Consider the following 24994-nt stretch of genomic DNA (forward strand, 5'->3'; position numbering starts at 1 on the left):
TGCAGTAATTGACAAAAATCATGCCGGAATGGACAAAATCAGCGCTTGAGCCGACCCGGATCGGGTTTCTGCTGTTCGACAGGTTCTCGAACCTGTGCCTGGCCAATTGCATCGAGCCTCTGCGCGCCGCCAATACGGTCGGCCCGAAGCCGATCTTCGACTGGACGGTGCTCAGCCTTGATGGCGGCCCGTCGCGGTCCTCCAGCGACATCGAGATGATTGCGCGCGCCTCGGTGACCGCAATGCCAAAGGTCGATTACCTGTTCGTGGTGGCCAGCTACGGTCACGAGGCGCATGACAGCCCGCGCACCCGCAGGCGGTTGCGGGACGCCGTTCACCACGCCGACGTCGTCGTGGGATTGGACGCAGGCCCGTGGCTGCTGGCGTCTGCGGGGTTGTTGGATGGACGCCGGGCAACGGTGCACTGGGACCTTCTGGACGCCTTCACCGAACGGTTCCTCACCGTCGATGCCGAACAGGCGCGCGTGCTCAGGGACGGAAACGTGATCACCTGCGCAGGGGCCATGTCTGCGCTCGACCTGACCCTGGATTTGATCGCGCAGCATGCCGGCATGGCGGTCCGGCTGGATGTCGAGGCGCTGTTTCTGCACGGCGAGCCGCCCGTGGGGCGGGAAAGGACCACGCAGGTGGTCGACCCGCTGGTGCGCCGCGGCTTGCAGATGATGCGCGACACGGTCGAGAAACCGCTTTCCCTGGAAGAGCTTGCGGTGCGTTTGTCCTGCCAGCCCCGGACGCTTGACCGCCGATTCCGTGCGCGGTTGGGGGCGTCTCCGGGCAAGGTCTATCGACATCTGCGCCTGGCCGCCGCGCGCAAACTGATCGAGGACAGCACGCTCGGCATTGCCGAAATCGCCATTCGCTGCGGGTACGACTCGCCGTCCTCCATGACCCGTGCCATCCGGCGACAATATGGCACTACGCCGCGAATGCTGCGATCCCATTGACAGCGTAGGAGGCGCGGCTAAAGCTGCGCTGATGACAGGCAAGACATGTAATGTTGCGGTGATCGGCGCCGGCATCGTGGGGGTGTCCACCGCGCTTTGGCTTGCCCGCGAAGGGCATACCGTAACCCTGATCGACAAGGCCGGTCCCGGCGAGGCGACGAGTTACGGCAACGCAGGCCTTCTGGCCTGCTCCGGGACAATGCCGGTGCCCGGCCCCGGCCTCTTGGGCAAAGCGCCGCGCATGGCACTCGATCCACGCGAACCGCTTTATATCAGGTGGCGGCACTTGCCCGCACTTGTGCCCTGGCTGATGAAATACCTGCGCCACGCGACGGCGGATGCGGCCAAGACCCGGGCGGACGCGATCCTGCCCCTGATCGGCGACAGCCTGGCCGATCACCAGGCCCTTGCGGCGGGAACCGAAGCGGAAAAATACGTCGTACCTTGCGATTATCTTTATGGATACGCGACCCGAAAGGCGTTCGATGCGGATCGCTTCACGTGGGACATCCGCACGGAGCAGGGATTCGAGTTCTCGGTAATGGACCGGACTGCGTTGCGCGCGTACGATCCGATCTACGGCGAGGCGATCAGGTGTGCCGCCAGAATACGGCGCCACGGGCGCATTTCGGATCCGGGCGCGTACGTCAAGGCGTTGGCAAAGGCCGCCGAACGCCTCGGGGTGAAGCTGATCCACGAGGAGGTCGAAGCGATAGAACGCAGCGGTGGGCGTGTCACGGGGGTGCGCCTGGCCGGCGAAACACTGTCCGTGGACACCGCCGTAGTCGCGGCAGGCGCATGGTCCAAATCCCTGACAGAGACGCTTGGCATCGCGGTTCCCCTGCATCCCGAAAGCGGGTTTCACATAGAGCTTTGGGAGCCGTCGCAGATGCCGCGGTCGCCCTTGATGTTCGCGCCGGGCAAGTTCGTGATCACGCCGATGGACGGCAGGATCCGGCTGGCCGGAATGGTCGGCTATGGCGGGTTTGATGCGCCGCCGCCCGAGGCACCCTACCGCATGTTCATGCGACACCTGAAAGCGGCGCTGCCGGGGCTAACATGGCGCGAAACCACGCGTTGGATGGGCCATCGTCCGGCGGTCTCGGACTCGCTTCCCTTGATCGGGGAGGTGCCGGGCGTTGCCGGCGCCTATACGGGCTTCGGCCACGATCACGTGGGGCTGACCGCCGGGCCCAAGACAGGCCGACTGTTGGCGCAGATGATCTCGGGCGCGCGCCCGAATATCGACGTTGCCCCCTTCGCGCCGGATCGTTTCACGCGCTGACCCGCCCCGGGCGCTGTGCGAATCTGAACGCAGGTCTGTGCGGGCCGATGCGCTCGTATCGACTTTTGAAGATGCGCTCTAACTCGTAGATTGTAACAACAAGGCGCGGTCCTCGCGCCGGTTTGACGTTCCAGCGACTGCCAACAGGGATAGGAGCCAGACATGACGACATTTACGCTCAACGGAAAAGAAACCCAGATCGACGCAAGCCCGGATATGCCCCTGCTTTGGGCGCTGCGTGACGAACTGAACATGACGGGCACCAAGTACGGATGCGGTGTCGCCTCCTGCGGGGCGTGCACGGTGCATGTCGATGGCGTTCCGACGCGGTCCTGCCAGACTTACCTAGGCGACCTTGAGGGCGCGACGGTCACCACGATCGAAGGCGTGGAAAGCGAGGCCGCGAAGGCGATCCAGGAAGCATGGGTCGAACTTCAAGTGCCGCAATGCGGCTACTGCCAATCGGGGCAGATCATGTCTGCTTCGGCGCTCTTGGCCGAAACGCCCAATCCCACCGACTCAGACATCGACACGGCGATGGATGGCAACCTGTGCCGCTGCGCGTCCTATGCCCGTATCCGCAAGGCCATTCACCGGGCCGCAGAAATCATGGAGGCGTAAGATGAGACTGATCGACAAACGCGACCTGATACCCGCCACACGCGCGCTGACCACGACGCGGCGCGGATTCCTGACCCTGTCCGCCGGTGCCGCAGGTGGCCTTCTGCTGGGGGCCGCCGTGCCGGTGCGCGGTCTGGCCCAGTCCGGTGCCGAGGGCGAAATGCTGGTCACGCCCTTCGTTCATGTCATGCCCGACAACACCGTGCTGGTGCTCAGCAAGCACCTCGACATGGGGCAGGGCACGGCCTCGGGTCTTGCCACGCTGGTGGCCGATGAACTGGATGCCTCGATGGACCAGATCACGACGGATTTCGCGCCGTCCAACCCCGAGGTCTATGCCAACACCGCGTTTGGCGTGCAGGGCACGGGCGGGTCCACCGCCATGCCCAACTCTTGGGAGCAGTACCGCAAGGCCGGCGCAACGGTCCGGGCGATGCTGGTCAATGCGGCTGCGAGCGAATGGGGCGTCGACGCCTTAGAGATCGGTGTTTCCGACGGCAAGCTGTCGGCCGGTGAAAACAGTGCCACCTTCGGCGAACTGGCGAGCCTCGCGGCCAGTCAGCAACCGCCCGAGGACGTTGCGCTGAAGGCGCCCGAGGATTGGGCCTATATCGGCAAGTCCTTTGCCCGCGTGGACGTGCCGCAAAAGACGCAAGGCAGTGTCGGCATGTTCGGGATCGACCAGCAGCCCGAGGGCGGGCTAGTTGCCGTCACGGCGCGCCCGCCGCGGTTCGGTGCAACCCTGGCCTCGATGGATGCAGCCGACGCAAAAGCGATGCATGGTGTGCATGACGTGCTGGAAATTCCGCAAGGCGTCGTCGTGGTGGCCGACTCCACGTGGGAAGCTATGCAAGCGCGGGACGCGCTGGCGCTGGAATGGACCGAGGGCTCTGGCGAGACCCGGGGGACGGACACGCTTATGGAAGAGTTCCGTGCCCTTCTGGACCAGCCTGGCAACCCGGCAGAGCCAAAGGGCGCCGCCGCGGCCAAGCTGGAACAGGCGAAGACCGTCATCGAGGCGGATTACGTTTTTCCCTATCTCGCCCATGCGCCGATGGAGCCGCTGGACATGACCGTGCTCTTCGACGGCAGTTCTGCGCAGTTCTGGGGCGGCTCGCAATTGCAGACCGTGGATCACGGCACCGCGGCCTCGGTCCTCGGGCTCGAGATGGGGCAGGTGCAGGTGCACACCAAGTGGGGCGGCGGCTCGTTCGGGCGTCGTGCCACGGGGGACGCGCACCTGGTCGCCGAGGCTGCCACCATCGGCAAGGCCTGGCTGGACGCCGGGCATGACGCGCGGCCCATCAAGCTGGTCTACACCCGCGAGGACGACATCAAGGGCGGCTACTATCGCCCCATGACGATGCACCGGGTGCGTGCTGGCCTCGATGCCGACGGCAACATCTCGGGCTGGGAGCATCGCATCGTGAGCCAGAGCATCGCCAAGGGCACGCCGTTCGAGCAATACATGGTCAAGGACGGCGTCGACGACACCACGATCGAGGGCATTCACCCCACGCCCTACGCGATTTCCGACATTACGGTCGACGTGCACCACCCGGATGTCGGCGTGCCGGTCCTGTGGTGGCGCTCGGTCGGACATACGCACACCGCCTATGTCATGGAAACCATGATGGACGAGCTGGCAGAAGCCGCCGGACGCGACCCGGTGGAGTTCCGCCTGGCTTACCTGGGCGAAGATGCGCGTCTGGCGGAAGTGCTGAAACTCGCGGTCGACAAGGCCGGAGAGTCCGGGCCTGAAGGCACGCATCGTGGGATCGCCGTGCACAAGAGCTTTGGCAGCTACGTTGCCGAAGTGGCCGATGTGCGACTGCGTGAAGATGGCACGATAAAGGTCGAGAAAGTGACCTGCGGCGTGGATTGCGGCGTTCCCATCAACCCCGACAACATCGTGGCGCAGGTCGAGGGCGCCTTGGGGTACGGTCTGTCGTCGATCCTGCGCGAGCAGGTCACGCTGACCGATGGTGAGGTGGATCAGTTCAACTTTCCCGACTACACGCCGCTGCGGATCTCGGACATGCCAGAGGTGGCGGTGCATATCGTGCCCTCGACCGAGGCGCCCACGGGTATCGGTGAACCCGGCACCCCACCCATCGGGCCGGCCGTGGCCAATGCGGTTTACAAGGCGACGGGCGAACGGGTGCGCAGCCTGCCGATGTCCCAGCACGGGCTGGCCTGACGACGCCTTTCATAAAAGTACAGAAAGGGGCGGCCACGCCCAGGCCTTTGCAGTGAATGATGCAGCGCAGAGCGGAAAGCCGTTCAGGGCAACCCGATGACAGTCAACCAGTGCCCGAAGAAATTTTCCGGCGCTGGTTGCGAAGAATGTTCGCAGAGCGGGCGAAGCGGCGTCATTGCTTCAGTTGAACTACCCTGTCGGCTCCGAGTGATTTGAGAAACGCTTCATCGTGGCTCACCGCAATGACCGCACCATCGTAGGTTTCCATTGCCTCTTCCAAGGCTTCGATACCGCTCAGATCGAGGTGATTGGTCGGCTCGTCCAGGATCAGCAACGCAGGGGGCGGAGTGCCGCCAAGGGCGCATGCCAGACCACCGCGTAGCCGCTCGCCTCCACTCAGGTCACCTGCGCGGCGCAGGGCGTCATCCGCTCGGAACCCGAACCGGGCCAAAGCCGCATGGGCCGTCTGCGTCGTTGCGGCGGGGTTCACCGCCAGAAAGTTCTCGCGCAGGGACAAGTCGGGATCGAGCAGGCCAACATGCTGATCCAGCATTGCGAATGGGACGGAGCGGTCCACCTGCCCGAACTGCGGGGTGAGTTGACCGATGATAAGCTTGAGAAGCGTGGTTTTTCCACAGCCGTTCGGCCAGGCGATGACGATCCGCTCGGGGCCGGTGACGGCCAAAGACAGATCTCGGATTACCGGGCGGTTTGGATCGTGTCCGCCTGTCACAGAATCCAGCCGCAGAACGGTCTTTCCGGGCGGTAGGCCGGTCGGTGCGATCTCCATGCGCAAGGGCTCCAAAACCTCTATTTTCTCGCGCGCGATGGCTAGTGCTTTTTCGGCCGCATTGCGCCGGGCTTCGCGCAGATGGACGCCCGCGCCGCCCGAAGCTTCGGCCCGCTCCTTGGCGGCATCCATGAGAATTTTCGGCTGATCGCCCTTCGCCCGCGCCTTGCGTCCGGCACTGTCCTTGCGGGCCTTGCGCTCGGCCGCTTGTTGCGCACGACGCGCGGCCTCTGCGCGGGTCTTTTCTGCATAAGCCAGATCACGTGACGCGGCCTCCAATTCGGTATCCTTATGCTCCCGATAATCGGAGTAGTTGCCGCCATACCTGGTCGTGCCAAGCGACGAGAGTTCAACGATGGCGTCCATTTCCTCCAATAGCTCACGATCATGACTCGCGATGATCGCGCCGCCGTTCCAGGCGCGAATAAGGTCAATCACGGTCCTGCGTCCGTCCCGGTCGAGGTTGTTTGTCGGCTCGTCCAGCAACAGGAAATCAGGCTTTCCCAGGATCAGCGCAGCAAGGGCGGCCCTGCTGCGCTCTCCGCCGGAAAGCGTGGCAAGCCGTGTCTGCGGCTCGGCTGTCAGACCGCAACTGGCAAGCGCGGCGTCTATCCGGGCGAGTAGCGTCCAGTCGGCCTCATCAAGGTCATCGGCTGTCGCCTCGCCCGCCTCGGCTCGATCGAGCAGGTCGAGCGATGCCCGCACTCCGAATAGATCGGCGATGGTGTCGTCCGAATGATGCATCGCATCCTGCCGCATCATGCCAATGGACCCGGTCACGCAAACTTTCCCTGTGGCCGGGTTCAGATGCCCCGCGATCAGGCGCAGAAGCGTGCTTTTACCAGTCCCGTTGCGTCCCACAAGGCCAATGCGCTCGGGGCCGAAGGTCAGGTTGAGGTCGGAGAAAAGCGGTGTACCGTCAGGGGTGGACCAGGACAGCTCGGACAGGGTAACAGATACAGGCATGGGACAAGACTTCTCGCAGCGAAACCAGAGGGGTGAAGGCGGCGATGGTCATCTCCATGTCGAGTGTATCTCCTATGCGGTGATGACGTCTACTTAGTTGCGTCTCCGTGCTTTCGCAAGAACGCGCCCGAAGCGGTCATTGCGCACTGGGTCCACTGCGGGTTCTCGACTGCAAAAGGCCGGCGGCAACGCCTCTTTTTTCGGTACGGCGAACTCCGATAAACCTTTTGGCGATCCCGCGAGGACTCGAACCCCGAACCTGCTGATTAGAAGTCAGCTGCTCTATCCAGTTGAGCTACGGGACCGCTTGACGAAAGCCTTACCCAAGCGCGGGTGCGAATTCAAAGGCGAAATCACGCGAAGGGGTCCTCGGGATAGCCGACGCCCGCAAGATAGAGGCCTTGTGGCGGACAAACCGGGCCGCAGGCGGCACGGTCGCGGGCCTCGAGCGCCGCTTTCACCTGGTTCGGTGCCCAGGCCCCGGCGCCGACGCGCTCCAGCGTGCCGACGATGCTGCGCACCTGGTTGTGCAGGAAGGACCTGGCGCGCAGGCGGAACTGGATCTCGCGCCCGCCGAGGCCTTCGACCTGCGAGATGGCGATCTCGTCCATTGTTTTCACGGGGCTTTTCGCCTGGCAGATGGTCGAGCGGAAGGTCGTGAAATCGTGGTGGCCTACTAGATGGGCCGCACCTTCGCGCATGGCCTCGACATCCAGAGCGTTCTGCACGCGCCAGACCAGCCCCTTGTCGTGGGTGGCCGGGGCGCGGCGGACCAGCAGGCGAAAGAGATAGCGACGCTCGATGGCGGAAAAGCGCGCGTGCCAGTCGTCGGCGACCTGCGCACAGTCGAGGATCGCGACGGGCAGGGGTTTCAGGTGATAATTCAACGCCTCGGACAGGCGGAACGGGTCCCAATCCTTGGCCATGTCGCATTGCGCGACCTGTGCCAGCCCGTGCACCCCCGCATCGGTGCGACCCGCCGCTGCAATCGTGTGAGGCCGCGGCTCCAACCGCGCCAGCGCGTCCTCGATCGCGCCTTGCACCGAAGGCTGATCGGCCTGTCGCTGCCAGCCGGCGAAGGGCGCGCCGTGATATTCGACTTTCAATGCATAGCGGGGCATGAAAAGGCCTTAGCGCGGCCGGGGGCGCGGAACAATCCCCCAACGCTCCCCTCTGGCACATGCCGGGTGTGCGGCCTATCTTGGGGGCAAAGAGAAGGGGCAGTTTGGTGCTTTCGGATATCGCAGATGGGCTGACACGCGGCGTGGAGCGCGTGGGCGACACGCTGTCGGGCGCGTTCATGGAGCCCGTGATCCGGCTGGGCGTCACGGGGCTGAGCCGCGCTGGCAAGACTGTGTTCATCACCTCGCTGGTGGCCAACCTGATGGATCGCGGGCGGATGCCGGGGCTCGTCGCCGCCGCCGAAGGACGCATTTCGGCTGCCTATTTGCAGCCGCAGCCCGACGATACGCTGCCCCGGTTCGAGTATGAAAAACATTTGGGCGCGCTGACCGCCGAGACGCCGCGTTGGCCGGACAGCACAAGGACCGTTTCGGAGTTGCGCCTGTCGCTGCGGGTGCGCCCCTCGGGGTTGCTGGCCGGGTTGCAGGGGCCGCGTACGGTGCATCTGGACATCGTGGATTACCCCGGCGAATGGCTGCTGGACCTGGGTCTGATGGACAAGAGCTATGCGGAATGGTCCGCCGAAACACTGGGCCGTTTGGCGGCGCGTGCGCAGGCGCAGGATTTTCTGGCAAAGGCCCGCGAGGTGGATGCCACGGCCAAGCTGGAGGAGCCTGTGGCGCAGTCGCTGGCCAAGGCGTTCACCGCCTATTTGAACGCGGCGCGCGCGGCGGGACTGTCGGACTGCACGCCAGGGCGGTTCCTGTTGCCTGGCGATCTGGCCGGCTCTCCGGTGCTGACCTTGGCGCCGTTGCCCATGCCCGACAGCCCGCCGCGCCGGTCGCTGTGGCGCGAGATGGAGCGGCGGTTCGAGGCCTATAAATCCAAGGTCGTCAAACCCTTCTTTCGCGATCATTTCTCGAGGATCGACCGGCAGGTCGTGCTGGTGGATGCGCTGGGGGCCATTCACAACGGTCCGCAGGCGGTCGAGGACATGCGCCGCGCGATGGCCGATATCCTTGGGGCGTTCAGGCCCGGGCGGAACGCCTTTCTGTCCAGGCTTCTGATCGGGCAGCGGGTGGAGAAAATCCTGTTCGCGGCCACCAAGGCCGACCATTTGCACCATACGCAACATGGGCGCCTTACGGGGATCATCGAGGCGCTGATGCGGGATGCGCGGAACCGGGCGGATTTCGCCGGGGCGGAGACGGCGGGTATGGCGATTGCCGCCTTGCGGGCCACGACCGAGGAAACGCGGGAGCATGGCGGTCAGACGCTCGATTGCGTGCGCGGCACGCTGATGGGCCCCGAAGGCGGGCGCGGCAAGCAGGCGGCGTTTTATCCCGGTGCCTTGCCGGAGGACCCGGCGCATTTGCTGGGGCCGGCGCGGGACGGAGCCGAAGCGTGGTTGGAGGCCGAGTACGAGGTGATGAATTTCGCCCCCGCGCGCCTGACGCTGAAACGCGGCGAAGGCCCACCGCATATCCGGCTGGATCGGGCGGCGCAGTTTCTGATCGGGGATCGGTTATGACCCCTTTCGACGCACGTCTGAAGCATGTGCCGGGGCTGTTGGCCGTCTTGTGGCAGCATCGAAGCGGGCATTGGTGGGATGACCTGAAAATCATGGTCAGGATGACGCGGCGCGGCTGTGTCCGGGCGGTGCGCGACGATACGCGACTGGCCGGTTTCATCCTTTGCACGGGCCCCGAACTACATGCGCTTTACGTGCATCCAAAGGCGCAGGGCAAAGGGGTGGGCCGCCTGTTGTTGCTGGATGCCAAGCGAGAGCGGGATCGGCTAAACCTTTGGGTTGCCGAGGAAAATGCTGGAGGGCGGCGGTTCTATTGCCGGCACGGCTTTGCCGAGAAGACGCGCGCCGATGGTGCGAGAAATGACGAGGGGCGGCCCGAGATCCTGATGGTCTGGCCGCCGGAACGCAGGGTGGAGTCATGAGCAAGCGGCCGGTTCTGATCGACATCGAAGAGGAAGGCGACAACCCACGCCCCGACATGGCGCCGCCGGTGCCGGACCCTGTGGTGGAAGGTCATGCCGAGGGGCGGGCAATGCAGACCGTGGCGACGCTGGCGGCGAAGAAACCATCGCGCCTGGCGCGGTGGTTCTGGGGGTTGTTGCTGTCGATCCTGGGGGCGGTGATTTCCTTTGCCGCGTGGGATTTCGTGATGGCGTTGCTGGCGCGGAACGTGGTGCTGGGATACGCCGTGACCGCGCTGATCGCGGCGTTTGCCCTTGTCTGCCTGATCATCGTCATCCGCGAGATGGCGGCGTTTTCCCGGCTGGCACGTATCGACAAGCTGCACCGGGCGGCGGATGCGGCGCTGGCTGGGGCGGACCTCAAACAGGCGCGGGGCGTGGTGCAGGACCTGACGCAGCTTTATTCGGGCCGCGACGATACGAGCTGGGGGCGCGACCGTTTGCGGGATTATGGCCCCGAGCAGATGGATGCGGGCAGCCTGCTGGGGCTGGCCGAAACCGAGCTGTTGGCGCCGCTGGACCGGGCCGCGGCGCGCGAGATCGAGGCCGCCGCACGACAGGTGGCAACGGTGACGGCGGTAGTGCCGCTGGCCTTTGCCGACGTGATCGCGGCGCTGACGTCGAACCTGCGGATGATCCGGCGCATCGCGGAGATCTATGGCGGTCGTTCTGGCACGCTGGGAAGCTGGCGGCTGGCCCGCGCGGTGATGACGCATCTTGTGGCCACGGGCGCCGTGGCGGTGGGCGACGACCTGATTGGCTCGGTTGCCGGGGGGAGCCTTTTGTCCAAGGTGTCGCGCCGGTTCGGCGAGGGGATCGTCAATGGCGCGCTGACCGCGCGGGTGGGCGTCGCGGCGATGGAAGTCTGCCGGCCCCTGCCGTTCCGGGCGGGCAAGCGGCCCTCGGTCACGCGGATGGTGCAAAGGGCGCTGACTGGCCTCTTCGGCGGGGTTAACAAAGGGTAAACGAGCGATGGTTTTCGTTCGTTGGGTCGGTGTTTTCGCCTCAAGGCAGTTATAGCCTCAAGACTTTACCCAAATTAGCGGGAAATCGTTAACGTCCGGTCGCCGTTGCGTGCGTCAGAACGGGTTGCCCAGTTTCGGCACGCCGCCGGGATGTGTCTCGCGGTTCACGACGCCTGCGCGCAGGGTCTGACCGATGCGGTGGGCGAGCGCCGACCAGGCGGCGGCCTTGGCCGGGGGTAGCTCGGAGTGCAGGGTGGTTTCGAAGAGGTCGAGCCATGTCGAGAACATGCCGGGTTTGACGTTGCCCGCCTGCACATGGGTCTGCATGGCATTGCCCACATAGCACCGCTCGTGCAGGATCGTGTTGGCCCAGAAATCGCTGACGCGGGCCTCGTGCGCGGGCCAGTCGGTGACATGGGCGGCAAAGACAGGGGCCAGGCCGGGGTGGGCGCGGCACGCGGCGTAGAAGGCAGAGACCACGCGCTCGATCTCGGCGCGGGTGATCTCGAAACGGGGGGGCAGGGCCGGTGTCATGGCCTCGAATCTGGCCGTTGGATGGGCCGGATGCAATGGCAAACACGATTCGGAAAACATGGTTAACGCCGCCGGTTTGCCGGAAATCGGCACGTCGGTATCGCGTCGGTATTTGGGTGGTCCGCCGACGGTGCGGATTTTGCCGATCCGGCGGGTTAACGGGGCGGGCGTTGCAAAAGCCTTGAGAAGGCTTTTGCCAAGACTTTTCTGAAAAGTCTTGGCCGCCGTCGGCGGGGCCGGGGTTCTACGGCTTGCTCCTTGGAACGCGCCCACCTATAACGCCCCCCATCATGACCCGCTTTGCGATCATCATTCGAATTACATGCCCGGCGCTCTGAAACAGACGAGCCGCCGGGATCATAGGCGTATGGACGCACCGCGCCGCCCCCACCCAGAGATTGAAATGCCAGTGACAAAGGACGTCACAGATGTGTTCCGAGACACCCGATTACAAAGACACGCTGAACCTGCCGCAGACCGAGTTCCCGATGCGCGCGGGCCTGCCCAAGCGCGAGCCCGAGTGGCTGGAGCGATGGAACGGCCTGAAGGTCTATGACCGCCTGCGCGAGAAGGCGGACGCCGAGCCGCGCCAGCCGTTTACGCTGCATGACGGACCGCCCTATGCCAACGGGCATCTGCATATCGGCCACGCGCTGAACAAGATCCTGAAGGACATGGTTGTGCGGTCCCAGCAGATGATGGGGCGCGATGCGCGCTACATCCCCGGCTGGGATTGTCACGGCCTGCCGATCGAGTGGAAGATCGAAGAGCAGTACCGCAAGAAGGGCCAGAACAAGGACGCGGTGGATATCGTCGATTTCCGCGCCGAGTGCCGCAAGTTTGCCGAAGGCTGGATCGACATCCAGCGCGACGAATTCAAACGGCTGGGCGTGACCGGCAAGTGGGAAAAGCCCTATCTGACGATGGATTTCCGCGCAGAGCGGATCATCGCGGAGGAATTCCAGAAGTTCCTGATGAACGGGACTTTGTATCAGGGCTCGAAGCCGGTGATGTGGTCGCCCATCGAGAAGACCGCGCTGGCCGAGGCGGAGGTGGAGTATCACGACAAGGAGAGCTTTACGGTTTGGGTGAAGTTCGAGGTTTCCGAGCGAAATAAGGGTGCCATTGGCCGAGACTTCGACCGTGTTGACGAACTTTCCAATCGCTTGGCTGAGCTTGCTGGAGCCTACGTCGTCATCTGGACCACGACGCCCTGGACCATGCCGTCGAACAAGGCGGTCGTGTATGGCGAGGATATCGCCTATGGCCTCTATGAGGTCACCGGGACGCCGGACGAGTGCTGGGCCAATGTGGGCGACAGGTTCATCCTGGCCGACAAGCTGGCCGGCGACGTGATGGGCCGCGCGCGTCTGAACGACGATCAGTGGACGCGCGTGCGGGATGTGACCGCAGACGAGTTGTCTGGCCTGAGCCTGAAACACCCGCTGCACGGGGCCGAGGGGTCGAATGGCGAGTGGGACGACCTGCGCGATTTCCGCGCCGCCGATTTCGTGACCGACGAGGAAGGCACCGGGTTCGTGCATTGCGCGCCCAGCCACGGGATGGAGGAATACGAGCTTTATCGTGGCCTTGGGATGCTGGACCAGGTCATCACCTATAACGTGATGGACGATGGCGGCTTCCGCGCCGATCTGCCGTTCTTTGGCGGCACCTATATCCTTGACCGCAAGGGCAAGGAGGGCAACGCCAACAAGACGATCATCGACAAGCTGGTGGAGGTGGGTGGCCTGCTGGCGCGGGGCAAGATCAAGCACAGCTATCCCCATAGCTGGCGGTCGAAGGCGCCGGTGATCTATCGCAACACGCCGCAGTGGTTCGCCGCGATCGATCGCGAGGTGGGTGACGGGCAGGACGACAGCGGCACCACAATCCGGGAACGTGCCCTGACCGAGATCGACAAGGTGCAGTGGACGCCCAAGACTGGGCGTAACCGTTTGTATTCCATGATGGAATCGCGGCCGGACTGGGTTTTGTCCCGTCAACGGGCGTGGGGCGTGCCGCTGACTTGTTTTGTCAAAAAGGGCGCGATGCCCACGGACGAGGGCTTTCTGCTGCGGGATGAGGCGGTCAACGCGCGCATCCTTGAGGCGTTCGAGGCCGAGGGCGCGGATGCGTGGTACAAGGAGGGCGCGAAGGAGCGGTTCCTGGGGAATGACTATGATCCGGGCGAGTGGGAGAAGGTCGACGACATTCTCGACGTCTGGTTTGATTCCGGCTCGACCCATGCTTTCGTTCTGCGCGATCGCGCGGACGGCTCCGAGGACGGGATGGCGGATCTGTACCTGGAAGGCACGGACCAGCACCGGGGGTGGTTCCATTCGTCCATGCTGCAAAGCTGCGGCACCACGGGACATGCGCCGTACCGGGGCGTGCTGACCCACGGGTTTACGCTGGACGAGAAGGGCAACAAGATGTCCAAGTCGCTCGGCAATACCATCGTGCCGGACGAGGTGGTCAAGCAGTATGGCGCGGATATCCTGAGGCTGTGGGTGGCGCAGACGGATTATACCAACGATCAGCGGATCGGGCCGGAGATCCTGAAGGGGACCGCCGACAGTTATCGCCGGTTGCGCAACACGATGCGCTTCCTTCTGGGGGCGTTGAGCCATTTCAGCGAAGATGACCGCGTCGCGCCCGCCGACATGCCGGAGCTGGAGCGTTGGGTGCTGCACCGGCTGGCGGAACTGGATCACCGGGTGCGCACGGGCTATGCCGCCTATGATTTCCAGGGGGTGTTCCAGGCGCTGTTCAATTTCGCCACGGTGGAGCTGTCGGCATTCTACTTCGATATCCGCAAGGATGCGCTCTATTGCGACGGGGACACGGCTCGGCGGCGGGCGGCGCGGACGGTGATGGATATCCTGTTCCATCGCCTGACCACGTGGCTGGCGCCGGTGCTGGTGTTCACCATGGAAGAGGTCTGGCTGGAACGGTTCCCGGGCGAGGACAGCTCGGTGCACCTGGTGGATATCCCCCAGACGCCGAAGGAGTGGCTGAACGAGCCGCTGGCGGCGAAATGGGCCACGGTGCGGCAGGCGCGGCGCGTGGTGACGGCGGCGCTGGAGGTGCAGCGGACGGACAAGGTGATCGGGGCGAGCCTGGAGGCCGCGCCGGTGGTTCATGTGCGGGATGCCGACGCGCTGGAAGTGCTGAAATCGGTCAATTTCGACGATATCTGCATCACCTCCGATATCCGGCTGACCGACGATCCCAGCCCGGCGGAGGCGTACCGCCTGCCGGAAGTGGACGGTGTGACCGTAGTGTTCGAGCGCGCGGAAGGCGAGAAGTGCCAGCGGTGCTGGAAGATCCTGCCGGATGTGGGCACGCACAAGCATCCGGGGGTCTGTGCGCGGTGTGATGCGGCGTTGGGATAAGGGGTGGGTTTTCACCCACCCTACGATATGACGGATGACGAGATCGCCGAAGAACTGATGCGGCTGGCGCGGGCGCGTGGGGCGGGCAAGACCTTTTGCCCGTCCGAGGCAGCGCGGGTGTTGTCCGAAGAGTGGCGGGATTTGATGCCAAGGGTGCGCGAGGTGGCGGCAGGGTTGCCGCTGGTGGCGACGCAGAAAGGCGTGGCCGTCGATCCGGTGGAGGCCACGGGGCCGATCCGGCTGGGGCTGGCCGAAGGAGAGACGTGATGCCACCCATCCAGACGATTTCGACCGGGTTCGTGGTGGCCATGGTCGGATTTTTCAGTTCCTTTCCCATCGTGTTGCAGGGGTTGGCCGCTGTGGGGGCGAGCGATGCGCAGGCGGCCTCGGGCCTGATGGCGGCGGCGCTGGCGATGGGGCTGGCGGGGATCGTGCTGAGCCTGTGGACGAAGATGCCCGCCTCGGTCGCGTGGTCGACGCCGGGGGCGGCGCTGCTGGCGGTGACGGCTCCTGTGGAAGCGGGGTTTGCCGGTGCGGTGGCCGGGTTCCTGGTGGCGGGGGCTTTGACGGTGATCTCGGGGCTTTGGCGGCCGCTGGGGCGGCTGGCGGCGGCGATACCGGCGCCGCTGGCGCAGGCGATGCTGGGGGGCGTGCTGATGCCGCTGGTGGTCGTGCCGGTGCTGGCGGTGGCCGAGACGCCGGTGGTGATCGGGCCGATCCTGGCGGCGTGGTTTGTGCTGGGCCGGATCAACAAGTTGTTGGCGGTACCGGGCGCGGTCGTGGCGGCGGGGATCACGGTGCTGGTCTACGGCGACCTGGCCGCGTTTGATGCCGGAGGCTGGGTGACGGCGCCGGTTTTCGTGATGCCGGAGGTCTCGCTGGCCGCCGTTCTGGGGATCGGCCTGCCGCTTTACGTGGTGACGATGGCGACGCAGAACGTGCCCGGTCTGGCGGTGATGCGGGCGCATGGATACGCGCCGGAGCCGGGGCCATTGTTGAGTGTCGTGGGCGGGTTCAGCGTGCTGTCGGCGCCGGGCGGCGCGCCGCAGACGTGTCTGGCGGCCATCACCGCGGCGATGTGCGCGGACGAGGACAGCCACCCGGACCCCGCGAAACGCTATTGGTCGGCGGTGATGGCGGGGGTGTTTTACTGCGTGTTGGGGGTATTTGCCGGCGTGATCACGACCTTCGCGGGCCTTGCGCCGCCGATGGTGATGGCGAGCGTGGCGGGGGTGGCCCTGTTGGGCGTCTTCGCCAACTCGACGGCGGCGGCGCTGGGCGATGCGGAGTATCGCGAGGCGGCGGTGATCACCTTCGTGGTCACGGCCTCGGGCGTGACGGTGTTCGGGCTGGGCGGGGCAGTCTGGGGGCTTCTGGCCGGGGGGCTCGTGCAGTTCGTGAAGTGGATGAAGGGGTAGGCCGTGGAGTAGCGCGTGGGTTTTCACCCACCCTACGAAGCTCGATACGCAATCATGCAAGGCACAAAGGAGGCGAGCGTCAGCCCCTGGGGTGACGATCCGACGGCAAATGTGAAGCACCTAATGCCTGCCAAACACAGCCTCGGAATGATCAAGGCGCCCAGCCTCAGCCAAATCGCCAGCCCGAGGGAGGCGCTGACGATGGCCGGGCCGCTTCGCGGCTGTTAACCGGCTGGGGGCTCGATATTGGTGTCTCACTCTGGCTCGATCCCGGCATTCGTTGCTGGTGGCACGAATGTCGGCTTTGCGGGACGAAGCGAACCTTCGCAGGGATATGCGGAAGTCAGCTTCGGTGATCTGGAAGATCACGCGGGGCAGGCATAGATATGGCTTCATGAGTTGGAGAATTCATCTTGCCAATGCTTCCGGTCGGTTCGACGGCCTCGGCACGCCGATCCACGACGCGATTGAAAGAGCGCAAGCGCGTGCGGAGACTGTAACCGAGCCCGTTGATATCGATGTGGTCGTGCAGGCTTGGCCTGGCCGTGCAATCGCTCACCTCGGGTTCATGGGATACGCACCCACCGGCGATATGATCCAACTGACGTTTGACCCTGACAATCCGAACTGCGCGCATAATTTGGGCGAACCCCTCGAGCGAACGATCGTCCACGAGTTGCACCATGTGCTGCGCTGGCGCGGGCCGGGATATGGACGCTCATTGGGTGAAGCCCTTGTCACTGAAGGGTTGGCAGGCCACTTCGCACAGCAGCTATACGGCAGTCCTCCGGAAAGGTGGGAATGTGCGCTCGACACCAAAGATCTCGCACGATCGGCGCGTGACGCATCGGCGGCTTGGGGTGACGAAGGATACGACCATGCCGCATGGTTTTTCGGGACAGAGCCAGCGTGGCGGGGCTACTCTCTGGGGTTTTCCTTGGTTCGCCAGTTCTTGAAACGATATCCCGACGAGACGCCCGCCAAATTGGTTCATGCCGAAGCTTGCAGGTTTCGTGAGGTCCTCGAAGATGTCGTCAATCACCGGTGACACACGGCCGAAACAAACGTCGCGACGTCGCTGATAGCAGCCATTCGTGTGCGCTGCAGCATCAGGTGGTCTGGGCTCCAAGCCGCCGTTGCGGGCCTTGCGCTTCGCCTAGTCCCTCCAGGTCGGATGGAAGCGATTGCCGGGAGACAGGGTGAAGATCTCGCAGCCGTCTGCGGTGACGCCGATGGAATGCTCGAACTGGGCCGAGAGCGAGCGGTCGCGGGTGACGGCGGTCCAGTCGTCGGAGAGCACCTTGGTTTCGGGGCGGCCGAGGTTGACCATCGGCTCGATGGTGAAGAACATGCCTTCTTCAAGCGTGGGGCCTGTGCCCGAGCGACCGTAATGCAGCACGTTGGGCGGCGCGTGGAAGACACGGCCCAAACCGTGGCCGCAGAAATCGCGCACAACGCTCATGCGCTGGCCTTCGACGAAGCTTTGGATCGCGTGGCCGACATCGCCGAAGGTGTTGCCGGGCTTCACCGCCTCGATCCCCTTCATCAGGCTGTCATGGGTGATCTGGATCAGGCGCTCGATCTTGCGGTTGCGGCGCCCCGCGACATACATGCGCGAGGTGTCGCCGTACCAGCCGTCGACGATCACGGTGACGTCGATGTTCAGGATATCGCCATCCTTCAGCTTCTTGTCGCCGGGGATGCCGTGGCAGACCACGTGATTGACGCTGATGCAGCTGGCGTGCTGATAGCCCTTGTAGCCGATAGTGGCGGATTTCGCGCCGGCCTCGTTGACCTTGTCCTCGATGAACTTGTCCAGAACGGCGGTGGTCTGGCCCACCTCCACCAAGTCGGCGACCTCGTCCAATATCTCGGCCGCAAGCGCACCGGCCTTGTGCATACCGGCGAAATCCGCCGCCTCGTGGATGCGGATGCCATCGCGGGTCAGTCTGCCTCGGTGCTGTTCGTTCACGTCTGGGTCCATGTCTGTCAGGTGTTGGGAAAGTATGTAGGCCGAATCCCGCCCGAGAACCAGAGGGGCCGGTCATCGCAGGGGTAATGTGCGCCGAATTTCCACCTCTTCGGGGGTAATTGCACAATCGTAGGCCAGAACCTCGACACCGGCGAGGCGGGCCATCAGCAGCGCCTCGGCATAGACGTGGTCTATGTCGGCGGCCACGGTCAGACGCGTGCAGTCGGTGCGCTGGACGAGGTAGAAGAGCACGGCGCGGTGGCCTGATTTGGCCATGTCCGCCAGCTCTCGCAGGTGTTTCGCGCCGCGGACGGTGACGCTGTCGGGGAACTCGGCAAGGCCCTTTTCGCGGCTGAGCGTGACGGATTTGACCTCGACATAGGCGTCGGGCAGGTCCGCGCCGCGCAAAAGGAAGTCGATCCGGCTGTTTTGCCCGTATTTCTGTTCGGACAGGACGGTGTCGTAGGCGGCAAGCTCGGGGATGTCGCCAGCGGTCAGCGCGGCCTTCAGGGCCTTGTTGGGCAGGCCGGTGTCGACGCCGGTGAAATGGCCATGCCCATGATCGACCAGCCGCCAGCCGTATTTCAGCTTTTTCTTCGGATCGTCGTTGGGTTCGACCCAGATGCGGGTTCCTTCGTTCGCCAGCCCCATCATCGAGCCGGGATTGGCGCAATGGGCCGTGACCTCGCGCCCGTCCTCGAGCCTTATATCGGCGAGGAAGCGTTTGTAGCGGCGGATCAGCGTGGCCGGTTCAAGAGGGGTTTGAAAGCGCATCCGCCATGCCTATACCGGAGCCAGACCTGCTGCAAGGAGAGCCGCCATGCCCAACCCAACCGCCGCGATGCTGGTGATCGGTGACGAGATCCTGTCGGGCCGCACGCGCGATGCCAACATGCATCACCTTGCGGGCCGCCTGACCGGGCACGGGATCGACCTGTTGGAGGTGCGCGTGGTGGCGGACGATCCGCGCGCCATCCAGGAGGCGGTCAAGTCGCTGGCGGGGGCGTATGATCACCTGTTCACCTCGGGCGGGATCGGGCCCACACATGACGACATCACCGCCGAGAACGTGGCGGCGGCCTTTGGCCTGCCTATCGGTGTGCGCGACGATGCGCGGGCCATCCTGGAGGCGCATTACGAGCGTCAGGGGCTGGAGATCAACGAGGCGCGGCTGCGCATGGCGCGGGTGCCGGAGGGGGCGACGCTGATCGACAACCCGGTGAGCGGGGCGCCGGGGTTCACCCTGGAAAACGTGCATGTGATGGCGGGCGTGCCCAAGATCTTCGAGGCGATGGTTGAAGGGCTGTTGCCGACGCTGACGGGCGGACAGCCGGTGGTGTCGCAGACCTTGCGCGTGGAGCGCGGCGAGGGCGACATCGCGGGGCCGCTGGGCGCGCTGGCCGAGCGGTATGACGCGCTGTCCTTCGGGTCGTACCCGTTCATCGTGAACGGGCGTTTTGGGGTGAACGTGGTGATCCGGGGACAGGACGAAGCGGAGGTGACACGCGCGATGCAGGACCTGCAAGAGGCGTTTCCGGCATGAGCGGGCTGCCGGATGCCAGCAGGCTTTACGCGGTGACGGAGGCCACGTGGCCCGCCGCCGCGATGCATGAGGCGGGACCGTGGACCCTGCGCGACGGAAAGGGCGGGGGCAAGCGGGTTTCGGCGACGACGCTGCGCAAGCCGGGCACGCCGGTCAGCCGCGAGGCGCTGCCCGAGGCCGAGGCTAAGATGCGCGAGATGGGGCAGGACCTGTTGTTCATGATCCGGCATGGCGACGAGTCGCTGGATGCGATGTTGAGGGCTGCGGGGTATGACGTGATCGACCCGGTGAACATGTATGTCTGCCCGGTCGATACGCTGACGGGCGAGGACCCGCCGCCGGTGACGACCTTCGACCTGTGGGAGCCGATGGCGATCCAGCTGGATATCTGGGACGAGGGCGGCATCGGGCCTGCGCGGATCGACGTGATGCGCCGGGTGGAGGGGCCCAAGACCTCGCTGTTCGGGCGGACGGCGAACCGGCCCGCGGCCACTGGGTTCGTCGCGATCTCGGACGGGGTGGCGATGATCCACGCGCTGGAGGTCCGGCAGGGCGAGCGGCGCGGCGGGCTGGGCCGGCACCTGACGCATCACGCGGCGCATTGGGCCGCCGGGCAGGGGGCGACGCATGTGAGCGTATTGTGCACCATCGCGAACGACGCGGCCAACGCGCTCTACTCTTCCCTCGGGATGACGCTTGTGGGACAGTATCATTACCGCATCAAGAAGGATGGCAAGACCCCATGAGCCACGACGATCTGCCCACCGCCCTGAACCTGCCGATGGCGGACCCTCTGCCCGCAGATACGCAGAAATACTTCGACGTGTGCCAGGACAGGCTGGGCATGATCCCGAATGTGCTGCGGGCCTATGCCTTCGATATCGAGAAGCTGAACGCCTTCACGGCCATGTATAACGAGCTGATGCTGGGCGACAGTGGCCTCAGCAAGCTGGAGCGCGAGATGATCGCGGTTGTCGTGAGTTCGATCAACCGCTGCTGGTATTGCCAGGTGGCGCATGGGGCCGCGGTGCGGGCACTATCGGGCGATCCGGCCCTGGGCGAGGCGATGGTGATGAACTGGCGCGCGGCCGACCTGGACGCGCGGCAGACGGCAATGCTGGAATTTGCCGAGAAGATCACCAAGGCCAGCGCCGAGACGGTCGAGGCGGACCGGCAGGCGCTGCGCGATGCTGGCTTTTCCGAGCGCGATATCTGGGACATCGCCGCCGTGGTAGGGTTCTTCAGCATGTCGAACCGGATGGCCAGTGCCACGGGCATGAAGCCCAACCCCGAATATCACGGCCAGGCCCGCTGATCGGTGGGGCAGTGGGCAACCTCGGTCGGTCTGATCTTGGGTCTCGGGGCCGCGGCGGAGGCCGGGGCGCTGGAGCTGAGCCTGCCCGCGGGGGCCACGCTGACCGGCGAGGTGCGCCGGGCCGCCGAAGCCTATCTTGTGCCGACGGACGTTTATGCTGACGGGCAGATCCCGGCGATCGACGCCGAGGGGTTCTTTTTGCAGCAGGCGTGGCGGCTGGATGCGCCGGGGCTGACCAGCCTGCAGTTGCAGCGCCCCTTGCGGCGACAGGTCGTCGAGGCAGGGTATTCGATCATGCTGGACTGCGCGGCGCGGGAATGCGGCGGGTTCGATTTTCGGTTCAACACGCGGATATTGCCCGCGCCGGACATGTTCGTGGACCTGCGCGACTATCGCTTCCTGTCTGCGCGCAAGGAGGGGGCGGGAGGCGTCATGGATTACGTGACCGTGCTGGTCAGCCAGGTGTCCGGCAGCGGCTATATCCAGGTCATCCGGCTGGCGCAATCGGAGACGGCGACCGGGAGCCTGACCGCGGAGGAGGCGACGCCGCCGGAGGAAACGGTCACCACCGGCGGGATGCCCGAGGCGGAGACCGGACCGCTGGCGGAGCGGCTGACTCAGGTCGGGCACGCGGTCCTGTCGGATCTGGATTTCGAGACCGGCACGGTGTCGCTGGGGCCGGGGCCGCACCCGTCCTTGCAGGCGCTGGCGGCGTTCCTGCGCGAAGACCCGGAGCGGCGCGTGGCGCTGGTGGGGCACACCGACACGGTGGGCACGCTGGAAAACAACACCGCGCTGTCGCGGCGCCGCGCGGCGGCGGTGCTGGAGCGGCTGGTGTCGGAGTATGACATCCCGCGCAGGCAGCTTGCGGCGGAGGGGATGGGATATCTCGCGCCCGTCGCCTCGAACCTGACGGAAGAGGGGCGCGAGGCGAACCGGCGGGTGGAGGCGGTGCTGCTCAACACCGAGTGAGGCGCGGGGCCGAGAGGGCGGGATTTGAGTATTTTTGGCAAGAAAAAGCCGGGGTCGGTTTATGAGGTCGGGATGGAGAGCCCGGTGGGACCGCTGCGGGTGACGAGCGACGGCGCATCGATCATTGGCGTCGGCTGGGGGCAGGCCGGGGCGGCGGAGGCGCGGCCCGAACTGGAGGAGGCCTGCGCGCAGCTGGCGGCGTATTTCGAGGGCCGGTTGCAGGCGTTCGATCTGCCGCTGGCGCCCGAAGGATCGGAGTTTCAGCGCGAGGTCTGCGCCGCGATGCTGGCGATTCCGTGGGGCGAGACCCGGGAGTATGGCGATATCGCGAAGGCGCTGGGCGTGCCCGCGCAGGCGGTGGGCGGGGCGTGCGGCGGCAATTCGATCCCGGTGATCATCCCGTGTCACAGGGTTCTGGGCGCCGCTGGGCTGGGCGGTTATTCCGGTGCCGGCGGAATCGAGACCAAGGTCTGGCTGTTGCGCCACGAGGGCGCGGCGGGGCTGTTGCTCTAGGCGTTGCGCTGGGGGATGATCTGTTGCGCGATGCCCGCGAGGGTGAGGTAGACCGAGGTCACCACGAGGCCCCAGTGGGCCCAGCTTTCGGGGTGGAAATCGACCCAGGCGGCCCAGCCGGCGAAGAAGGTCCAGGCGACGATCATCGGCAGGGAAATCCAGCGCCAGCGTTCGGTGCGCACCGGGTGGATGAATTTCAGCGGCAGGAACATCGACACCGCCAGCAGCGTGACGATGGTCAGCGAGACCCAGAAATTGGGCTCGATCGCGAAGAGCACAAGCGCCAGCATGTTCCAGCAGCCCGGGAAGCCGGAAAACGAGTTGTCTTTCGTCTTCATCCGCGTGTCGGCGAAGTAGAGCGCCGAGGAGTAGGTGATGATGATGATCGCGACCCAGCCGGTCCAGCCCGGCAGCAGGCCGAACTCGAAGAGCGCGAAGGCGGGAATGAAGACGTAGGTCAGGTAGTCGATGATCAGGTCCAGGAGCACGCCGTCGAAGAGCGGGAAGTTGGTCTTGACGTCGTATTTGCGCGCCAGCGGGCCGTCGATGCCGTCCACCGCGAAGGCCACCACCAGCCAGAGGAACATCAGCGACCATTTCTCCTGGATCGCGGCGAGCATCGCCAGCATGGCGAAGACCGCACCCGTGGCGGTCAGCAGATGCACGAGGAGGGCTTTCATACGCAGGCTCATGGCACCCGTGATGGGGGAATGAGGCAGGGGATGCAATTGCAAATCGGCGCGGACGGCCTTGGGCGAGGGGCGCTGTGGCTTTGGGCCGACAGGGTCAGGCCTTGCCGGGGGCGCGGGCCTTGGGATGGCTCTGGTTGTAGACATCCATGAGGCGGGCGGTGTCGACCGCCGTGTAGGCCTGGGTGGTCGACAGGGACGCGTGGCCCAGAAGTTCCTGTATCGCGCGCAGGTCGCCGCCGGCATTCAGCAGGTGCGTGGCGAAGCTGTGGCGCATGGCATGGGGCGTGGCGGTGGCGGGCAGGCCAAGCTGCATCCGGACGCTGGCCATGAGTCTCTGCACCGCGCGGGGCGAGAGCGCGCCGCCACGGGCGCCGCGGAAAATCGGCGTGTCGGGCTGGGTCGGATAGGGGCAGAGGTCGAGATAGCGGGCCAGGGCGGTTCGGGCGGGGGCGATGACCGGCACGATGCGTTCCTTGCCACCCTTGCCGACGATGCGCAGGCTGTCGCCCACGGGCAGGACGCGGCCGGTGAGGCCAAGCGCCTCGGATACCCGAAGACCGCAGCCGTAAAGCAATGTTATCACCGCCTGGTCGCGGGCGGCGATCCAGCCGGTGGGATGCTGGGTCTCGGCGGTTTCGATGACCGCGCGGGCGGCATCGGGCGTCAGCGGCCGGGGCAGCTTGCGCTGGAACTTGGGCGCGCGGGCGGCGAGGACCGCCGCCGGGTCGACGCCTTCGCGCTCTGCCAGCCAGCCAAAGAAGCTTTTGACCGCCGAGAGCTTGCGCGCGAGGCTGCGGGCGCCCACGTCGCGGCCGCGGGTGAAGGCCATCCAGGAGCGCATGTCCGACACGCTGAGCTTGGCCAGCGCGCCGAGGCCCTGGGACGCGCCCTTGTGCTCGGTCATGAAGGCCAGGAAGTCCGCCACGTCACGCCCGTAGGCGGCGAGCGTGTGAGGGGACGCGCCGCGCAGGGACTTGTGATGATCGAGCCAGGCCTGAAGCGCGTCGCGGGCCGCGGCGGAGATCATGACAGCCATCGGCGCATCGCCCGTTCGAAGATGCCGGCGAAGAAGGACAGAAGGTCGGTGCCCTGTTGCGGGCTGAACTGGTGCGGGTCCTCGGACCCCATGACCAGCAGGCCGGGCAGGCGGCTTTCGCCGAAATCGAGCAGGAGGCACGCCTCGGAGCGCATGAACTCGGCCTCGCGGCCATAGATTCGGGCGTCGCCCTCGTTGACCTGGCGCAGGGTGACCTGGCGCACGGGGCCGGGGTGACCGGCGCCGAGATACCGCTCGATGAAACCCGGTTCGGCGACGGAGAGGACATCGCCCAGGCGCTTGACGGCGGGGTCGGCGTCGTTCTGGACGGATTCCAGCACCAGTTTCACGCAATCGACACGCAGGATGGTGGCGACGTCGCCGCCGAGATTGCGAAGAAAGTCCTCGAACTCGACCGGGTCGAGCATCCGCAGGATGGCGCGGTGCACCTGGTTGGTGCCGGCGAGGTTTTCATACGCGGCGGCGATGACCGAGCGGTGGGTGTCTTCCAGCCGTTCCAGCCGGGCCTCGAGCCGGTCCATGGCGATGCCGCGCAAATCGACGATATTGTTGCCCATGGCGCGTTCGTTCGCGGCGATGAGGGCGCGCATAAGGTCTTGGTCTTCAAGGATAACATCGGGTTGCGCGATGATCTTGTCGCGCATCTGGTCGTTCATCTCGGGCTTGCTGCTCATGTC

General features: G+C 65.3%; 25 protein-coding genes and 1 tRNA gene. 17 read left to right on the forward strand and 9 right to left on the reverse strand.

Annotation, left to right across the window (positions count from 1 at the left end; translation table 11 throughout):
- Nucleotides 1-20 precede the first annotated feature (20 nt).
- From FIU89_RS03995 to FIU89_RS04010, 4 genes are all read left to right on the forward strand, one after another.
- Complete coding sequence (locus FIU89_RS03995; RefSeq protein ID WP_152491395.1) at nt 21-965, forward strand: GlxA family transcriptional regulator; 945 nt, start codon at nt 21-23, stop codon at nt 963-965.
- Between the two features lie 31 nt (nt 966-996).
- Nucleotides 997-2250, forward strand: a complete 1254-nt coding sequence (locus tag FIU89_RS04000; protein ID WP_152491396.1) for an FAD-binding oxidoreductase — start codon at nt 997-999, stop codon at nt 2248-2250.
- A 162-nt stretch (nt 2251-2412) separates the two neighbouring features.
- The gene (locus FIU89_RS04005) at nt 2413-2871 is read left to right on the forward strand and encodes a (2Fe-2S)-binding protein (protein ID WP_152491397.1); all 459 of its coding nucleotides are present in this window, start codon (nt 2413-2415) and stop codon (nt 2869-2871) included.
- 1 nt (nt 2872) lies between these two features.
- A complete protein-coding gene (locus FIU89_RS04010; protein ID WP_152491398.1) occupies nt 2873-5071 on the forward strand; it encodes a xanthine dehydrogenase family protein molybdopterin-binding subunit in 2199 nt (732 codons plus the stop codon).
- Nucleotides 5072-5243: 172 nt separating this feature from the next.
- On the opposite strand, the gene FIU89_RS04015 is transcribed toward FIU89_RS04010, so the two are convergent.
- The 3 genes from FIU89_RS04015 to truA all read right to left on the reverse strand — a co-directional run bounded on the left by FIU89_RS04015 (nt 5244) and on the right by truA (nt 7948).
- A complete protein-coding gene (locus FIU89_RS04015; protein ID WP_152491399.1) occupies nt 5244-6827 on the reverse strand; it encodes an ABC-F family ATP-binding cassette domain-containing protein in 1584 nt (527 codons plus the stop codon).
- 228 nt (nt 6828-7055) lie between these two features.
- Nucleotides 7056-7132, reverse strand: a tRNA-Arg gene (locus FIU89_RS04020).
- 48 nt (nt 7133-7180) lie between these two features.
- Entirely contained in the window at nt 7181-7948 is a 768-nt protein-coding gene (gene truA, locus FIU89_RS04025; protein WP_152491400.1) for a tRNA pseudouridine(38-40) synthase TruA, read from the reverse strand.
- A gap of 104 nt (nt 7949-8052) precedes the next feature.
- Between truA and FIU89_RS04030 the strand changes: the two genes are divergently transcribed.
- Genes FIU89_RS04030 through FIU89_RS04040 form a run of 3 tightly spaced genes read left to right on the forward strand, consistent with a single transcriptional unit; the run spans nt 8053 to nt 10906 of the window.
- Nucleotides 8053-9480 (forward strand): YcjX family protein, encoded by a 1428-nt coding sequence (locus FIU89_RS04030; protein ID WP_152491401.1) that lies wholly within the window; start codon nt 8053-8055, stop codon nt 9478-9480.
- On the forward strand, nt 9477-9902 hold the full coding sequence (locus FIU89_RS04035; protein ID WP_152491402.1) for an N-acetyltransferase: 426 nt from the start codon (nt 9477-9479) through the stop codon (nt 9900-9902). Before FIU89_RS04030 ends, FIU89_RS04035 begins: the two co-directional genes overlap by 4 nt.
- The gene (locus FIU89_RS04040; RefSeq protein ID WP_152491403.1) at nt 9899-10906 is read left to right on the forward strand and encodes a YcjF family protein; all 1008 of its coding nucleotides are present in this window, start codon (nt 9899-9901) and stop codon (nt 10904-10906) included. Before FIU89_RS04035 ends, FIU89_RS04040 begins: the two co-directional genes overlap by 4 nt.
- Nucleotides 10907-11020: 114 nt before the next feature.
- Here the strand turns inward: FIU89_RS04040 and FIU89_RS04045 are convergent, their stop codons facing one another.
- On the reverse strand, nt 11021-11440 hold the full coding sequence (locus tag FIU89_RS04045) for a group III truncated hemoglobin (RefSeq protein ID WP_152491404.1): 420 nt from the start codon (nt 11438-11440) through the stop codon (nt 11021-11023).
- Between FIU89_RS04045 and FIU89_RS04050 the strand changes: the two genes are divergently transcribed.
- From FIU89_RS04050 to FIU89_RS04070, 5 genes are all read left to right on the forward strand, one after another.
- Nucleotides 11439-11651 carry a hypothetical protein gene (locus tag FIU89_RS04050; RefSeq protein ID WP_152491405.1) on the forward strand — a complete coding sequence of 71 codons (213 nt, stop codon included), beginning with the start codon at nt 11439-11441 and terminating at the stop codon, nt 11649-11651. The two genes, FIU89_RS04045 and FIU89_RS04050, sit on opposite strands and share 2 nt — an antisense overlap.
- A gap of 217 nt (nt 11652-11868) precedes the next feature.
- Nucleotides 11869-14835 (forward strand): isoleucine--tRNA ligase, encoded by a 2967-nt coding sequence (gene ileS / locus FIU89_RS04055; protein ID WP_152491406.1) that lies wholly within the window; start codon nt 11869-11871, stop codon nt 14833-14835.
- A gap of 27 nt (nt 14836-14862) precedes the next feature.
- Nucleotides 14863-15102, forward strand: a complete 240-nt coding sequence (locus FIU89_RS04060; protein ID WP_152491407.1) for a DUF3253 domain-containing protein — start codon at nt 14863-14865, stop codon at nt 15100-15102.
- Nucleotides 15102-16253, forward strand: coding sequence for a benzoate/H(+) symporter BenE family transporter (locus FIU89_RS04065; protein ID WP_152491408.1), 1152 nt, complete (start codon nt 15102-15104; stop codon nt 16251-16253). The genes FIU89_RS04060 and FIU89_RS04065 overlap by 1 nt, the downstream gene beginning before the upstream one ends.
- 394 nt (nt 16254-16647) lie before the next feature.
- Nucleotides 16648-17301 (forward strand): DUF2268 domain-containing putative Zn-dependent protease, encoded by a 654-nt coding sequence (locus FIU89_RS04070; protein ID WP_172978021.1) that lies wholly within the window; start codon nt 16648-16650, stop codon nt 17299-17301.
- A 108-nt stretch (nt 17302-17409) separates the two neighbouring features.
- On the opposite strand, the gene map is transcribed toward FIU89_RS04070, so the two are convergent.
- Nucleotides 17410-18237 (reverse strand): type I methionyl aminopeptidase, encoded by an 828-nt coding sequence (gene map, locus FIU89_RS04075; protein ID WP_152491410.1) that lies wholly within the window; start codon nt 18235-18237, stop codon nt 17410-17412.
- Between the two features lie 60 nt (nt 18238-18297).
- Nucleotides 18298-18999, reverse strand: a complete 702-nt coding sequence (gene sfsA, locus FIU89_RS04080) for a DNA/RNA nuclease SfsA (protein ID WP_152491411.1) — start codon at nt 18997-18999, stop codon at nt 18298-18300.
- Between the two features lie 46 nt (nt 19000-19045).
- Between sfsA and FIU89_RS04085 the strand changes: the two genes are divergently transcribed.
- From FIU89_RS04085 to FIU89_RS04105, 5 genes are all read left to right on the forward strand, one after another.
- Entirely contained in the window at nt 19046-19768 is a 723-nt protein-coding gene (locus FIU89_RS04085; protein ID WP_152491412.1) for a molybdopterin-binding protein, read from the forward strand.
- Nucleotides 19765-20514 (forward strand): GNAT family N-acetyltransferase, encoded by a 750-nt coding sequence (locus FIU89_RS04090; protein WP_152491413.1) that lies wholly within the window; start codon nt 19765-19767, stop codon nt 20512-20514. Before FIU89_RS04085 ends, FIU89_RS04090 begins: the two co-directional genes overlap by 4 nt.
- Nucleotides 20511-21083, forward strand: coding sequence for a peroxidase-related enzyme (locus FIU89_RS04095; protein WP_152491414.1), 573 nt, complete (start codon nt 20511-20513; stop codon nt 21081-21083). Before FIU89_RS04090 ends, FIU89_RS04095 begins: the two co-directional genes overlap by 4 nt.
- A 3-nt stretch (nt 21084-21086) precedes the next feature.
- Complete coding sequence (locus tag FIU89_RS04100; protein WP_254701785.1) at nt 21087-22055, forward strand: OmpA family protein; 969 nt, start codon at nt 21087-21089, stop codon at nt 22053-22055.
- Nucleotides 22056-22139: 84 nt separating this feature from the next.
- Nucleotides 22140-22568 carry a methylated-DNA--[protein]-cysteine S-methyltransferase gene (locus FIU89_RS04105; RefSeq protein ID WP_254701786.1) on the forward strand — a complete coding sequence of 143 codons (429 nt, stop codon included), beginning with the start codon at nt 22140-22142 and terminating at the stop codon, nt 22566-22568.
- Here FIU89_RS04105 and FIU89_RS04110 read toward each other — a convergent pair.
- The 3 genes from FIU89_RS04110 to FIU89_RS04120 all read right to left on the reverse strand — a co-directional run bounded on the left by FIU89_RS04110 (nt 22565) and on the right by FIU89_RS04120 (nt 24991).
- A complete protein-coding gene (locus tag FIU89_RS04110; RefSeq protein WP_152491415.1) occupies nt 22565-23260 on the reverse strand; it encodes a phosphatidylcholine/phosphatidylserine synthase in 696 nt (231 codons plus the stop codon). The two genes, FIU89_RS04105 and FIU89_RS04110, sit on opposite strands and share 4 nt — an antisense overlap.
- A 94-nt stretch (nt 23261-23354) precedes the next feature.
- On the reverse strand, nt 23355-24287 hold the full coding sequence (locus tag FIU89_RS04115; protein WP_152494394.1) for a tyrosine recombinase XerC: 933 nt from the start codon (nt 24285-24287) through the stop codon (nt 23355-23357).
- Entirely contained in the window at nt 24284-24991 is a 708-nt protein-coding gene (locus FIU89_RS04120; protein WP_152491416.1) for a DUF484 family protein, read from the reverse strand. The genes FIU89_RS04115 and FIU89_RS04120 overlap by 4 nt, the downstream gene beginning before the upstream one ends.
- Nucleotides 24992-24994: the final 3 nt, after the last annotated feature.

The sequence above is a fragment of the Roseovarius sp. THAF27 genome, from assembly GCF_009363655.1.
Taxonomy (GTDB): Bacteria; Pseudomonadota; Alphaproteobacteria; order Rhodobacterales; family Rhodobacteraceae; genus Roseovarius.

Coding starts and splice junctions, on each gene's coding strand:
- FIU89_RS04035 (WP_152491402.1), top strand. CDS start 9,477: ATGACCCCTTTCGACGCACGTCTGAAGCATGTGCCGGGGCTGTTGGCC.
- FIU89_RS04065 (WP_152491408.1), top strand. CDS start 15,102: ATGCCACCCATCCAGACGATTTCGACCGGGTTCGTGGTGGCCATGGTC.
- FIU89_RS04090 (WP_152491413.1), top strand. CDS start 19,765: ATGAGCGGGCTGCCGGATGCCAGCAGGCTTTACGCGGTGACGGAGGCC.
- FIU89_RS04050 (WP_152491405.1), top strand. CDS start 11,439: ATGGCCTCGAATCTGGCCGTTGGATGGGCCGGATGCAATGGCAAACAC.
- FIU89_RS04060 (WP_152491407.1), top strand. CDS start 14,863: ATGACGGATGACGAGATCGCCGAAGAACTGATGCGGCTGGCGCGGGCG.
- map (WP_152491410.1), bottom strand. CDS start 18,237: ATGGACCCAGACGTGAACGAACAGCACCGAGGCAGACTGACCCGCGAT.
- FIU89_RS04115 (WP_152494394.1), bottom strand. CDS start 24,287: ATGATCTCCGCCGCGGCCCGCGACGCGCTTCAGGCCTGGCTCGATCAT.
- FIU89_RS04070 (WP_172978021.1), top strand. CDS start 16,648: ATGAGTTGGAGAATTCATCTTGCCAATGCTTCCGGTCGGTTCGACGGC.
- FIU89_RS04110 (WP_152491415.1), bottom strand. CDS start 23,260: ATGAGCCTGCGTATGAAAGCCCTCCTCGTGCATCTGCTGACCGCCACG.
- FIU89_RS04010 (WP_152491398.1), top strand. CDS start 2,873: ATGAGACTGATCGACAAACGCGACCTGATACCCGCCACACGCGCGCTG.
- sfsA (WP_152491411.1), bottom strand. CDS start 18,999: ATGCGCTTTCAAACCCCTCTTGAACCGGCCACGCTGATCCGCCGCTAC.
- ileS (WP_152491406.1), top strand. CDS start 11,869: ATGTGTTCCGAGACACCCGATTACAAAGACACGCTGAACCTGCCGCAG.
- FIU89_RS04040 (WP_152491403.1), top strand. CDS start 9,899: ATGAGCAAGCGGCCGGTTCTGATCGACATCGAAGAGGAAGGCGACAAC.
- truA (WP_152491400.1), bottom strand. CDS start 7,948: ATGCCCCGCTATGCATTGAAAGTCGAATATCACGGCGCGCCCTTCGCC.
- FIU89_RS04120 (WP_152491416.1), bottom strand. CDS start 24,991: ATGAGCAGCAAGCCCGAGATGAACGACCAGATGCGCGACAAGATCATC.
- FIU89_RS04005 (WP_152491397.1), top strand. CDS start 2,413: ATGACGACATTTACGCTCAACGGAAAAGAAACCCAGATCGACGCAAGC.
- FIU89_RS04085 (WP_152491412.1), top strand. CDS start 19,046: ATGCCCAACCCAACCGCCGCGATGCTGGTGATCGGTGACGAGATCCTG.
- FIU89_RS04045 (WP_152491404.1), bottom strand. CDS start 11,440: ATGACACCGGCCCTGCCCCCCCGTTTCGAGATCACCCGCGCCGAGATC.
- FIU89_RS04015 (WP_152491399.1), bottom strand. CDS start 6,827: ATGCCTGTATCTGTTACCCTGTCCGAGCTGTCCTGGTCCACCCCTGAC.
- FIU89_RS04095 (WP_152491414.1), top strand. CDS start 20,511: ATGAGCCACGACGATCTGCCCACCGCCCTGAACCTGCCGATGGCGGAC.
- FIU89_RS04000 (WP_152491396.1), top strand. CDS start 997: ATGACAGGCAAGACATGTAATGTTGCGGTGATCGGCGCCGGCATCGTG.
- FIU89_RS03995 (WP_152491395.1), top strand. CDS start 21: ATGCCGGAATGGACAAAATCAGCGCTTGAGCCGACCCGGATCGGGTTT.